The sequence below is a fragment of the Microbispora sp. NPDC049633 genome, from assembly GCF_040675265.1.
GTDB lineage: Bacteria > Actinomycetota > Actinomycetes > Streptosporangiales > Streptosporangiaceae > Microbispora > Microbispora maris.
The window spans coordinates 1-12,192 of the sequence record NZ_JBFAOO010000211.1 but is presented as its reverse complement, the minus strand read 5'-3'; the positions used below and the strand labels follow the sequence as shown (position 1 = coordinate 12,192).

Genomic DNA, 12,192 nt, shown 5'->3' with positions numbered 1-12,192 from the left:
CACACCCGGGCCAGGTCGCCGCGCGGGGCGCCGTCGCGCCAGAAGAGCGACCCGCCCGCGTAACCACGCTCGACCTGGCCCATCACGGGGTGCACGTCGACGTTGTCCCAGTGGTCGAGCATGCGCCGCCGCGTCGCCGGCCGGTGGTGCTCGGCGGGCCGCTCGCCGGCGAACGCCTCCTCGCCGAGCCGCACGACGTGGAACAGGCCGTAGAGCAGCCCGGCGGGCTCGTCGGCGAGCACCACGGTGACGCCGTCCCGGCGTGCGATCACGTATCCCTCGTCGCCGATCGCCGCAGCGGGGAGGACCTCGGCCGCCGCCTCCGGCAGCGGCTGCGCCGCCGTGAGCGCGAGCACGAGGTCGTACGGCCCGGCTCCGGCGCGGCGCACGCGTCCGCCGTACCGCGCGCAGGCCCGCACCACCTCGTCATGGACCGTGCCGACGAGGCGCCCCTCGCCGAGCACGAGCGTGTGGCGCGAGCCGATCGCCCGCAGCGCCTCGGGCGGCAGCCACGCGGCGTGGACGGCGTCAGGAATCGTCACGAGACCTCTCCGGGGTGTCGCCCTGTACGGTGAACTTCTCCGTGACCTCGGCGATCAGCGGCCGGCTGTTCAGCAGCAGCGCCGACGCGAACACCGAGCCGAGCAGCGTCAGCGCGGCCTCGGTGGCGACCAGCGTGACGCCGCCCGCGACGACGAGGAGGCAGGCGGTGCCGAGCGCGACACGGGGCGCGGAGAACAGGAAGTAGGCGGCCAGGCGGGCGACGTCCCTCGCCCGGAACGCGAACAGCGATGTGATCACGAGTGCGTTCGCCCCCCAGAGGGCCGTCGCGAGCGCGACGACGACCAGCAGGGTCGCCCACCAGCCCGGGACGCCGGCCGCGCCGAAGTTCGCGAGCGTCGATCCGAGGACGGTCAGTCCCGCCAGCCACGGGACGTAGAGCTTCAGCACCCCGCGGGCGTTCATCCGGTAGCCGCGCCAGAACGCGGACGCCGGGTGGAGGTCGGTCAGGTCCGGCCTGCGGCGGTGCACCGCGTACAGCGCGGCGGACAGCGCCGGGCCGGCCGGGAGCGCGCAGGCCGCGGCCAGCGGGATGTTGGCGGCGTCACGGCCGAGCAGGACGAGCCCGGCCAGGCCGGGCAGGGTGGTGGCCAGCAGCAGGAGCTCGACCACCAGCAGGGTGTAGACCAGCGCGGAGACGCGCGAGAGCGGTCCCTGGCCGAACCGCCGGATCGTCGTCTCGGTCATCGGGCGCCTCCATGGTCGTCCAGGCCGAGCAGGCGCCGCTCGTCCTGCCCCTCTTCCCAGGGCGGGGTCTCGTCCACCACAGGCGTGATCTCCAGCAGGGTGACCTCGTGGCGGTCGAGCACGATGTCCAGACGGACGTGCCCGTCCTCGATCGGCAGGCCGCGATGGCCGCGGACCGGCTCGGCGGCCTCCCGCAGCAGGTCGAGCTGCCTGAGGGTGGGGGACGCCGGGCGGCCCATCTCGCACCACGCCCGCCAGGCGTTGCCCTTCTCCTCGCTCACCGACGAGCGCAGCAGGAAGGCCCTGCCGGACGGGGAGGCGACCGGGACCGACAGCCGCACGGTGTGCCCGTCCACCGGCGGGCCGCCGGTGACGTCCACCGGCGCCCACGCCAGCACGGTGACCCGGCCGTCGCCGTCCCTCGTGGCCAGGTGGTCCTCGCCGCGGGCCAGGACCTCCTCGCCCATCCGCGCCATGAACGCGTACAGGTGATAGGCCGGTTTCTTGATCTGGCGGTGGGTCAGCAGGCCGAACCCGCCGTGGAACAGCGAGGCCGGCACGCCCACCTCCTCGAACACGTCGCAGAAGGTCCAGTAGGAGAAGGAGTCGGCCAGGTCTCCCCCGGCGGCCAGCACGGGAGCGAGGTACGCCGCGTGGAAGGCCGTGTCGTGGATCGGGTTGTCGGGCCGGTAGGAGGAGTTGAACTCGGTGATGTGCACGGGCAGGTCCGCCAGCGGACCTCCCCGCAGCTGACGCCGGGGAGTGGCGAACTGCTCCAGCAGCCGCGACGGCGGGGCCAGCGTCTGGTGCACGCCGAACGGCACATGCCGGGCCGGGCCGGAGGTGTAGGCGTGCCGGCTGACGAAGTCGATCGGCAGGGACCGGCCCGCGACGAACTCGGCGAAGCGCACCAGCCACTCGTCGGAGCCGGGAGAGATGGCCGGCCCGCCCACCTGGAGCGAGGCGTCGACGTCCTTGATCGTGTTCGCGGTCACCTCGTACAGGCGGTGGTAGGCGTCCTCGTCGGCGTCGAGCCAGAACTCCTTGAGGTTGGGCTCGTTCCACACCTCGATCGGCCAGGTGCGCACCTGCTCCAGGCCGTACCGGCCGATCAGGTGCGTCACGGTGGCCCGCACCAGCGCGGCCCACTCGCGCCAGTCGCGCGGCGGGGTGATGTTGCCGCGCCACCAGAACACGGTCTCGTCGCCGGACGCGAGGCCGGAGGGCATGAAGCCCAGCTCCAGGAACGGCGCGATCCCGAGGTCGAGATAGGCGTCGATCACCTGGTCCACGTAGGTGAACGCGTGCCGCACGTGCCGCGCGCCATGGTGGACGTACGGCCGGTGGACGCCGGCGCCGTCGCTCAGCAGCCCGTGCCCCCGGATGTGCCGGAAGCCGATCTCCCGCTGGACCAGCGCCAGCGACTCCTGGTAGTCCCGGCGCAGGGCCAGGTCGAAGCGGCCGGTGCCGACGCAGAACCGCCAGGCGTCCGGGAAGCGGCTCGTGCGGGGTTCATCGGGGGCAGGGTCGTGCATCATCGTCCTTCGCTCACCGTCGCGGCGGACGCGGGGCGGCCGTGGGACAGGCACGGCCGGCCCACGCCGGTCAGCCGTGCTCCTTCTTGTAGCGCTCGTACGCGCCGTTCACGAGGTTGATGTAGGAGGACATGTTCTTCGCCTCGAGCTCCTTGACGTACGCGTCCCACTCGTCGAAGCTCCGCTTGCCCAGGATGAAGTTGAGCATGTTCTGGCTGACGTGGTCCTTCAGCGGCGTCTCGAGCAGCGTGGCCTGCTCGCGCTCCTCGTCGGTGAGGGGGTGGGGCGGCGCCACCGGCATCGCCTTCCTGGCGTTGATCATGTTCTGCCACTCGATCTCCTCCTCGGAGAAGGTCGACTGGAGCAGCTCGGTGCTGCCGCCGTAGGCGAACACGCCGTTGGAGAAGCCGAAGTCCTTCTGCAGGTGCTTGGGCGCACCGGGGTTGAGCGCCACGAAGTCGACGTCCTTCGCCAGCTCGAACTTGCCGGAGGCGCCCTTGTTGTACGTGGTCCCCTCGACGCCCCACTTGGCGAACACCTGGCCCTCGTCGGAGTACCAGAGCCAGTCGATGAACTGCATCATCGCGACGAAGTTCTCGCTGTCCCGGGCCTTCTTGGAGATCATGATGCCGTTCTCCAGCCGGGTGGTGTTGGGGCCCACCTTGATGGGGCCGAGCGGCCCGATGGGCACGGGGATCTTGACGAGCCTGGCCTTCGGGTCGGCCTTCTTGAGCGGTGGACGGTACTCGTTGACCAGCGTCTGCGCATTGGTGCTGATCGCGAAGGACTTGCCGGACGCCAGCTTCTGGATGGCCTGTTCGTCGGTCTGCGTGAAGCTCTCCGGGTCGACCAGCTTCTCCGTCACCAGCGTGTTGAGGAACTGCAGCGCCTGCTTGAACTGGTCCAGGGCGCCCACGTAGACGAACTTCTGAGCGGCGGCGTCCCACGTCGTGCCGCCCACGTATCCCCAGCCCCAGGGAGCGCCGTACGACGTGCCGAGGTAGTTCATCAGGGGCCCGCCCGGCGTGGAGACCTTCCCCCACCGGTCGGAGAAGGGGTAGGAGTCCGGGTACTCCTTCTTGATCGCCCTCAGCGCGTTGTGCACCTCGTCCCACGTCTGCGGGATCTCGAGCTTGAGCTTCTCGAGGACGTCCGCGCGCATCGCCATCGTGTACTCCACCCAGTAGTCCTCGTGGAGACCGGGGAGCAGGTAGAAACGGCCGTCGGCCTGGCGGAGCGTGTCAATGTCGGGCTGCAGGTTCCACTTGGCGATCTTTTCCTTGAAGTTCGGCATCAGGTCGATGTAGTCGCTGACCGGAAGAATGGCCCCGGAGGCGACGAACGCGGCCTCCGCACCCGGATAGGTCTTCGGGATGATCATCGGTGCGTCACCGGCGCCGATGAGCAGGCTGCGCTTGTTCTCGTAGTCGCTGAGCGGCACCACGTTGGGCTGCAGCGTCACATTGGTCCGCTTCGTCAGCTCGGACCAGAACAACCAGTCGTTCTTGATCGGGTAGAACGGGTGGTTGTTGTAGAGGATGGTGAAGGAGAGCGGCGCGGTGGCCTTGAACGTCTTGCCGACGCCGTAGTCGGCCATCGCGCCCTTGCGGTTGGCCGCGAGGGCGTCGCCGTTCTTCTTCTCGCCGGAGTCGCCGTTGGTGCTGCAGGCGGCCAGCGCGAGGAACGCTCCCGCGGCGACCATCGCCTGGCGCCGGTTGATCTCATACATGGAGAGTGGGGTCCTTTCCCTGGTGATGGGGGTGACAACGATCGAGGGCGGCTATCCCTTGACCGCGCCGAGCATGACGCCCTTGACGAAGTACCGCTGGATGAAGGGATAGACCACCAGGATCGGGATGACGGTGAGCACCATCGTCACGGCCTTGATGTTGGTGGCCACGGTCATGTCGGTGGCGTCGGCGCCGACGGACGTGCCGGTGGTGGCCCCCGCGATGAGGTTGCGCAGGTAGACGGTCACCGGGAACAGGTCGGACTGGCTCATGTAGAGGAAGGCCGCGAACCACGAGTTCCAGAACGACACCGCGTAGAACAGCACCATGGTCGCCAGCACCGCCTTCGACAGCGGCAGCACGATCCGCAGCAGGACGCCGTACGTGCTCATGCCGTCGATCGCGGCGGCCTCCTCCAGCTCGGCCGGCAGGCCCTCGAAGAACGCCTTCATCACCAGGAGGTTGAACACGCTGATCGCGTTCGGCAGCACGATGGCCCAGATGCTGTCCTTGAACCCGAGGCTGGAGATCAGGATGTAGTTGGGGATGAGCCCGCCGGAGAAGAACATCGTGAAGACCGCGATGCCGATCAGGAACGTGCGGCCCTTCAGGTGCTTCTTCGACAGCACGTACGCGTAGCACGTGGTCATGAACATCGCGATGGCCGTGGCGACGACCGTGTAGACCACGGTGTTGCGGTAGTTCGTCCAGAACGTCGGGTCGGAGGCCACGAACTCGTACGTCCGGAAGGTGAACCCGACCGGGACGAGGTTGACCTTGCCTGCGCGGATGGCGAACTCGTCGCTGAGCGACCGGGCGACGATGTTGACGAAGGGGTAGAGGGTCACGATCACGACGCCGGTCAGGATGACCGCGTTGACCGCGCGGAACACCCGGTAGCCCCGGGTCCTGTCGACGGTCACCACAGGCTCGTCCCCACCGTGCGCCGGGAGATCAGGTTCGCCGACAGGACCAGGGACAGGCCGATCACGGCCTCGAACAGGCCGATCGCCGCGGCGTAGCTGAAGCTGTTGGACACGATCCCCATCCGGTACAGGTACGTCGAGATCACGTCGGCCGTGGGGTACGTCAGCGGGTTGTAGAGCAGCAGGATCTTCTCGAAGCCCACCGCCATGAACGTGCCGATGTTGAGGATCAGCAGGGTGACCGCGGTCGGCCGGATGCCGGGGAGCGTCACGTGCCAGACCTGCCGCCACCGGCTCGCGCCGTCGATCCGGGCCGCCTCGTACAGCTGCTCGTCGATGGTGGTGAGCGCGGCGAGGTAGATGATCGTCCCCCAGCCGACGGTCTGCCACATCTCGGAGGAGACGTAGATGGTGCGGAACCACCCCGCCTCCTGCAGGAACGCCACGGGATCGTTGCCCATCGCGCGCAGGAGCTGGTTGACCGGCCCGTCCACCGACAGCATCTCCATGACGAGACCGGCCACGACCACCATCGACAGGAAGTGCGGCAGGTAGGACACCGACTGGACGAACCGCTTGACGCGCCGGCCGCGCAGCTCGTTGATCAGCAGGGCCAGCACGATCGGCGTCGGGAAGCAGAACAGCAGGGTCAGCACGCCGATGACCACGGTGTTGGTGAACACCTGCCAGAACGACGGGTCGTTCAGGAACATCTTCACGTACCGCAGGCCGACCCATTCCTCGCCCAGCACGCTGCCGCCGGGCTGGAACTTGCGGAAGGCGATGACGTTGCCGATCATCGGCAGGTACCGGAAGATCAGGAAGAACAACAGCGGAATGACCGCGAGCGAGTACAGCTGCCAGTCGCGGCGCAGCGCCTGACGCCAGGTCCGTTTCGGCGGCCGTGGCGCACGGGAGGGACCGGGTCTCGCACGGCCGGGATCCCCGGCGCCCGGTGACACGTCGATCGTTCTGGTGGTGCTCATTCCTGTGCCTCCGGTGCCCTCCGACAGATCACGCCGACAGATCACGCCGACGGCCGCGGCCACCGCTCGTGGCCGTCCCCGCGCCCGGGGCCGCGAGGGCTGCGGCACCGCCGTGTCACCCACGCCGTCACCACGCCGCCACCCACGCCGGACGACGCGGTACGCGCAGGCGACGCGACAGAAAATTTCGGTGATCCTCAGTAATATTGCGGAAATATAGGCTGAGGCCAGGGCCTCGTCAAGAGGGGAGTCAGCCGTCGTCATGCCGCATTCAACGCGTTACTTCTGGCCTGGTCTCGCCTTATATTGGGCGCCGTTCGGTGTTAGAGTTTCGCGAAAATTTCGGAAACAGTGAGCGGAGCGATGACCAGCCCTTCTCCAGCCCGCGGCTCTCGCCCCACGACGATCGCGTCCATCGCCGCGGAGCTCGGCGTCTCGGTGACCACGGTCTCCAAGGTCCTCAACGGCCGCCCCGACGTGTCGCCCGAGACGCGCGAACGCGTCGAGGCCGGACTCGCCCGCCACCAGTACCGCCGCCGCCTCCGCCGCAGGCCGCTCAAGGGGCAGATCGACCTCGTCTTCCACGAGCTGAACTCCATGTGGTCGATGGAGATCATCCGAGGGGTCGACACCGTCGCCTCCGCCGCGCGGATCGAGGTCGTCCTGTCCCAGCTAAAGGGAGCGCACCGGCCATCGGAGGAGTGGCTGGACGGCGTGCTCGACCATCGCCCCCTCGGCGTGCTGTTCGTCATGTCCAGCCCGTCGCAGTCGCAGCAGCAGAAGCTGCGGCGGGCGCAGGTTCCGTTCGTCGTCGTCGACACCGACGGCGAGATCGCCGAGTCCGTGCCCGTGGTCGGCTCGAACAACTGGGACGGCGGCCTGCTCGCCACTCGTCATCTCCTGGACCTGGGCCACCGCCGCATCGCGGTCGTCTCCGGTCCGAAGGACGTGATGTGCAGCAGGGCACGGGTCGCCGGGTTCCGGGTCGCCCACGACGAGGCGGGGCTCACCGTCGACCCCGGCCTCGTCAGGTACGGCAACTTCTACGTCGACGCCGGGTACGAGCACGCCATGGACCTGCTGTCGCGCCCCGACCGGCCGACGGCGATCTTCGCCGGGTCGGACCTGCAGGCGCTCGGCGTCCTGCGCGCGGCGCACCGGCTCGGCCTCGACATCCCCGGGGAGCTGTCGGTGGTCGGCTACGACAACGTGCCCGTCGCCGGCTGGGTCGAGCCGGCCCTCACCACGGTGGGCCAGCCGCTGTGCGACATGGCGACGGTCGCGGCCCAGATGCTGCTCGACCTGGCCCGCGGCGTGGAACCGGCCACGAGCAGGATCGACCTCGCCAACGAGCTCGTCGTGCGGGAGAGCACGGCCCCGCCGGGGGCCGGACCGCGCTCACGCCTGCCGCGCCCGCCGCACGACCGCCGCCCCGAGGGGCGGCAGGGTGATCTCCCCTGACGCCGGCCGGCCGGTGAGGAGGTCCGTGCCTCCGCTTTCCAGCGGGACGGTGACGGGCGTCCCGGAGTCCTGCTCCATCAGCAGCCACGGCAGGCCGCCCTTGAGCGAGCGGAACAGGTCGAACTGGAAGGCCGCCGAGGCGGTCCCGGAGGGCGCGCATGCGAGCGTCTGTCATCGGGAGCTCCTGTGCGGGGTCATCAGGTCGTCACCTCGGCCGCGGACCGGCGGGACCAGTGGGCGTCACGGGCTGGAGCAGCGTGGGACTGGGGCGGGGCCGGGGGTGCCGTCGCTCAGGCTGCCGGGCACGGAACGCAGGGCGTCGTACCAGACCGTGGCCATCTTGGCGTAGCCGGCGGCGCTGGGGTGGACGCCGTCGGCGAGGTCGGCGGTGGTGAGCGCGCCGTACATGTCGACCAGGTGGACGCGGCGCCCGGCGGCCGCCCTGGTCCGCACCATGCCGGGGATCGCCGCGTTGAACGAGCGGACGGTCGCGTCGGCGCCGGACAGCGGGATGATCGTCGCCACGAACACCTCGGCCTCCGGGGAGGTGGCGGTGATGCGGTCGATCAGGGTGGCCAGGCGGGAGGACGCGCCGTTCGGGTTCTGGTAGACGTCGTTGGTCCCGATGTGCAGCAGGACCGTACGCGGTGTGTGAGTACGCAGCCGGCTCACGATGCCGGCGTCGATCTCGTCGATGCGCAGGCCGGAGTGGCCCTCGTGGTCGTGGTCGCCCAGGCTCGCCGGCCCGTTGGACATCGACCCCACGAAGTCGACCCGGTGCCCGCCGGCCGCCAGCTTCCGCCACAGGTCGATCCGGTAGCCGCCGGGCACGGTGAAACCATCGGTGATCGAGTCGCCGAGCGGCATCACCCGCACTCCCCCGTTGGACTCCGCGACGGCCGCACCGGTGGCGGACAGCGTCCCCATCACCGGCGCCGGGAGCGCCGTCAGGACCGCCGCCAGCCCGATCACCAGGCGCGGCATCCTCACCATGGGCATCCCCGTTCCGTGCCGGCGTGCGGAGCGCCGGAGCGTCGCCGGACGCTCCGGATCCGAGGTGCGCGTCAGCGCTCCTGAGGGACGTCGTCAAGTCTGGGGATTCATCCGGTTGGAGTAAAGGGGATGCCGAAGGCATCCGGACGAAGTGGTCACATCTTCCGGGCCGCTTCCTCCTGGTCAGTTCTCCGCCGGGACGAGGGCGCTCCCGTCGCCGCGGCCGGCACCCGTCCGCAGCGGATAGAGCAGGAAGCAGCCGAAGGCCACCGCGAGCACCGCCAGGGGCACCAGGCCCATCATCAGCCGGACCCCCGTGACAACGGAGTCCGGCTGGGCCGCGGCCCCGTTGCGATATCCCGAACGGGCCAGCACGACGGTGATGATCACCGCCTGCAGGGACACCGCCCAGCGGACGATGAACCCGTTCATCCCGAAATACATCCCCTCACGCCGGGCGCCCGTCCTGCGCTCGTCGTCGTCGATCACCTCGGCGAGCAGGATCTCCAGGAGGACCAGCATGCCCGCGATCCCGACCCCCACCGCGGCCCCGGTGACCGCCGCGAGGGCGAGGGTCCCGACGAGCAGGAACGGCACGAGCGCCACGCCGTACACGACGATCGCGGCGAGGATCGCCCGCCGCGGGCCGAGGCGGGTGGTGACCCGGCTCCACACGTAGACCATCGGGATCGCGGTGACGAACACCGCGCCCAGGATGACGGTGTTGGCGGAGTCGGCCTCGCCCAGGGCGTACTTCGTGAAGAACGGGATGCCCGCCTGCAGCAGGGCGAACGTGAGCTGCAGCAGGAAGCTGCCCGTGACGTAGGTGACGAAGGCGCGGTTGGCGAGGGTGTGGCGGAGCGCGGTGAGGAACCCGAATCTCTCGCGTTCCGGGTGGGTTCGCTCGGCCGAGCCGCGCAGCGACAGCGCGAAGAAGGCCAGCGCGACGACACCGAAGGACACGCCCATCGCGGCCCATCCGATCGCGCCGTAGAGCAGGGGCGCGGCGGCGACGCCGACGATCATGCCGACGATGGCGAACATCTGCCGCCACGACGCGGCGGCGGCCCGCTCGGCGATGGTGGTGAACATCTCGGGGAACAGCGCCACGTAGTTCAGGACCACGACGACGAACAGCACGTCGTAGACGAGGACCGCGATGAGGAAATACCAGAACCTCGGGGTCGGGCCGTCCACCAGTGGGATCCAGATCATGGTGAACGCCGCGGCCAGCGGCGCCATGCCGATCGCGATGTACGGCACCCGCCTGCCCCAGCGCGTGCGCGTCCGGTCGGAGACGTGCCCCACGAGCGGGTTGAGCACCGCGTTGACGATGCCGTGGATCACCATGGCGACGCCGATGAGCGACGGGTCGACGCCCAGGTGGTCCACGTAGTAGAAGGTGGCGAAGGTCGCGAACGCCTGGCTGAGCAGGTTGACCGACAGGTTGCCCGCGCCGTACGCCAGCACCTGACCGCGCCTCGTCGAGCCCGTCATCGGGTTCTCTGCAGCGTGCGCAGGTCGGACCAGCCGATGAGCCGGACGCCCTCTTCCTCGATGGCGCGGCGGACCTGCGGATCGGTGAACAGACGCAGCTCCATGCCGCGCTTCGCGTGGTGCGGCATGATCTGCCGGAGCTCGCCGGTGTCCTCGAACGGGTGGATGTAGATCTCGGTGACCCCGGGGCGCAACGCCCGGATCAGACCGGCCATGTCGTCCCGGACCGTTTCGTACGTCTCCCCCTCGGCCAGTTCGAAGGGCAGCGTCCACAGCCGGTCGAGGATAACCACGCCCGCCGCGTCGGCGGCCTCGGCCCTGGCCCGCGCGAACGGCTCCAGCTCCTCCGGCAGGCCCATGCCGTCGAGGGTCCGGGGCAGCCGGAACGGCAGGCCGTGCTCGGCGCACGCCGCGAAGACCACGTCGAGGAAGTCCCTGCCCGTGGCCAGGCCGTACAGGCTGCCCATGTGGTTGTCGGCGTGCGACGGGTCGAGGCCGAGGGCGACGGCCCTGCGGATCTGCGCGCCGATCTCCGCGCGGACCTCCTCGGGGTCGGCCCGCTCCTCCACCGTGCGGGAGTCGGCCGGAAAGTAGCCGGCGTCGTCCACGAGCGAGGGCACCGCGCGGTCGCGGGTCACCGGCCCCCACCGGTATCCCTCCCACTCGCTGGTGAACGTCAGGTGGACGCCGACGTCGTAGCCGCCCGTGACAGCCGTACGGACCGCGTCGGGGGCCCACGGGCACGGCGTCATGACGGTCGCCGAGCTGATGGCGCGGGCGGCGAGCAGGGAGCCGATGCCGGTGTTCGCCGCCCGGCACATGCCGTAGTCGTCGGCGTTCACGATCAGCAGCCGGTCCTCCGGTCCGGCGCCGAGCCGTTGCGCGAGGTTCACGTGATGTCCCCTTTCCCGGATTCGGCGGGGCCGCCGAGGTCCGTGTCGTACGGCCGCCCGCCGGTGACGGCGGCGAAGGCGCGTTCCCGCGCCCGTTGGCGGGCCAGCCAGGCCGCGCCGCGCAGCACCGCGTCCTCGGGGACGCCGCTCGCGATGATCCTGATCGGCAGCGGCGCGGCGTCCCTGGCCAGGTGACGGCGGATGCGCCCGAGCAGCAGGTCGGCGCTGGCGCCGAACGCGCCGCCGAGCACGAACAGCTCCGGCTCGATCACCAGGGCGATCGAGGCCGCCACGTGGGCGATCCTGCGGGCGGTCGCGTCGACGACCGCCAGCGCCCTCTCGTCGCCGCCCCTGGCGCGTTCGAAGATCTCGCGCGGGGACGGGCTGCCCTCGATGCCGGCCTGCCTCGCCTGTTCGGCGATGCGGCGGGCGCCGATCACCTCGGTGCCGAGCTCGGTGGCGGGATGGGGCAGGAACCCGACCTCGCCCGCTCCCCCGGCGAATCCCCGATGGAGACGGCCGCCGAGCACGATCCCGGCGCCGAGGCCGACCCCGGCGCCGAGCAGCACGAAGTCGGCCACGTCCGCGCACGAGCCGAACCGCTGCTCGGCGACGGCGGCGAGGTTGACGTCGTTCTCCAGCAGCAGGGGGACGGGCAGGTCGCGCTCGATGGCCTCGGCCAGGCCGCGGCCGCCCTGCGGCAGCCCGTACGCCCGCCTGACCGTGCGGCCGTCACGCGCCACGACCGCGGGCACGCCGACGACGGCCTGGCCGACGGCGTCCGGCTCGGTCCCGGCCCGCTCGGCGCACTCCACGGCGAGCGCCGCCACCGTCGCCGCCGTGTCCGCCACCTTGCGTCGGGCGCCGACACCACCCGCCGCGGGCCCGCCGCGACCCTCTACCGGATCGCCCCGCGCTGCGCG

At 70.4% G+C, this 12,192-nt stretch carries 12 protein-coding genes; 1 reads left to right on the top strand and 11 read right to left on the bottom strand.

Annotated elements, in window-relative coordinates:
- The 6 genes from AB0J39_RS33510 to AB0J39_RS33485 form a co-directional block, all read right to left on the bottom strand.
- Positions 1 to 542, bottom strand: a 542-nt coding sequence (locus AB0J39_RS33510) for an alpha-glucuronidase family glycosyl hydrolase (protein ID WP_363472112.1), incomplete at its 3' end; no start/stop codon positions are given.
- Positions 529 to 1,248 carry a hypothetical protein gene (locus AB0J39_RS33505; RefSeq protein ID WP_363472109.1) on the bottom strand — a complete coding sequence of 240 codons (720 nt, stop codon included), beginning with the start codon at positions 1,246 to 1,248 and terminating at the stop codon, positions 529 to 531. The genes AB0J39_RS33510 and AB0J39_RS33505, both read right to left, overlap by 14 nt.
- A complete protein-coding gene (locus AB0J39_RS33500) occupies positions 1,245 to 2,783 on the bottom strand; it encodes a hypothetical protein (protein ID WP_363472106.1) in 1,539 nt (512 codons plus the stop codon). The genes AB0J39_RS33505 and AB0J39_RS33500 overlap by 4 nt, the downstream gene beginning before the upstream one ends.
- 70 nt (positions 2,784 to 2,853) lie before the next feature.
- Positions 2,854 to 4,512, bottom strand: a complete 1,659-nt coding sequence (locus tag AB0J39_RS33495) for an extracellular solute-binding protein (protein ID WP_363472103.1) — start codon at positions 4,510 to 4,512, stop codon at positions 2,854 to 2,856.
- 51 nt (positions 4,513 to 4,563) lie between these two features.
- A complete protein-coding gene (locus AB0J39_RS33490; RefSeq protein ID WP_363472100.1) occupies positions 4,564 to 5,436 on the bottom strand; it encodes a carbohydrate ABC transporter permease in 873 nt (290 codons plus the stop codon).
- A complete protein-coding gene (locus AB0J39_RS33485; RefSeq protein WP_363472098.1) occupies positions 5,433 to 6,425 on the bottom strand; it encodes an ABC transporter permease subunit in 993 nt (330 codons plus the stop codon). The genes AB0J39_RS33490 and AB0J39_RS33485 overlap by 4 nt, the downstream gene beginning before the upstream one ends.
- Before the next feature lie 363 nt (positions 6,426 to 6,788).
- Here AB0J39_RS33485 and AB0J39_RS33480 point away from each other — a divergent pair, with 363 nt between their 5' ends.
- The gene (locus AB0J39_RS33480) at positions 6,789 to 7,886 is read left to right on the top strand and encodes a LacI family DNA-binding transcriptional regulator (protein ID WP_363472096.1); all 1,098 of its coding nucleotides are present in this window, start codon (positions 6,789 to 6,791) and stop codon (positions 7,884 to 7,886) included.
- Here the strand turns inward: AB0J39_RS33480 and AB0J39_RS33475 are convergent.
- The 5 genes from AB0J39_RS33475 to AB0J39_RS33455 all read right to left on the bottom strand — a co-directional run.
- A complete protein-coding gene (locus tag AB0J39_RS33475; protein ID WP_363472094.1) occupies positions 7,824 to 7,964 on the bottom strand; it encodes a Beta-galactosidase C-terminal domain in 141 nt (46 codons plus the stop codon). The genes AB0J39_RS33480 and AB0J39_RS33475 overlap by 63 nt on opposite strands.
- Positions 7,965 to 8,126: 162 nt before the next feature.
- On the bottom strand, positions 8,127 to 8,885 hold the full coding sequence (locus AB0J39_RS33470) for an SGNH/GDSL hydrolase family protein (protein ID WP_363472092.1): 759 nt from the start codon (positions 8,883 to 8,885) through the stop codon (positions 8,127 to 8,129).
- Between the two features lie 177 nt (positions 8,886 to 9,062).
- Positions 9,063 to 10,376, bottom strand: coding sequence for an MFS transporter (locus tag AB0J39_RS33465; protein WP_363472090.1), 1,314 nt, complete (start codon positions 10,374 to 10,376; stop codon positions 9,063 to 9,065).
- Positions 10,373 to 11,269 carry a polysaccharide deacetylase family protein gene (locus AB0J39_RS33460; protein ID WP_363472088.1) on the bottom strand — a complete coding sequence of 299 codons (897 nt, stop codon included), beginning with the start codon at positions 11,267 to 11,269 and terminating at the stop codon, positions 10,373 to 10,375. Before AB0J39_RS33460 ends, AB0J39_RS33465 begins: the two co-directional genes overlap by 4 nt.
- Positions 11,266 to 12,192: ROK family protein (locus AB0J39_RS33455; RefSeq protein ID WP_363472086.1), on the bottom strand; the 927-nt coding region annotated here is incomplete at its 5' end. The genes AB0J39_RS33460 and AB0J39_RS33455, both read right to left, overlap by 4 nt.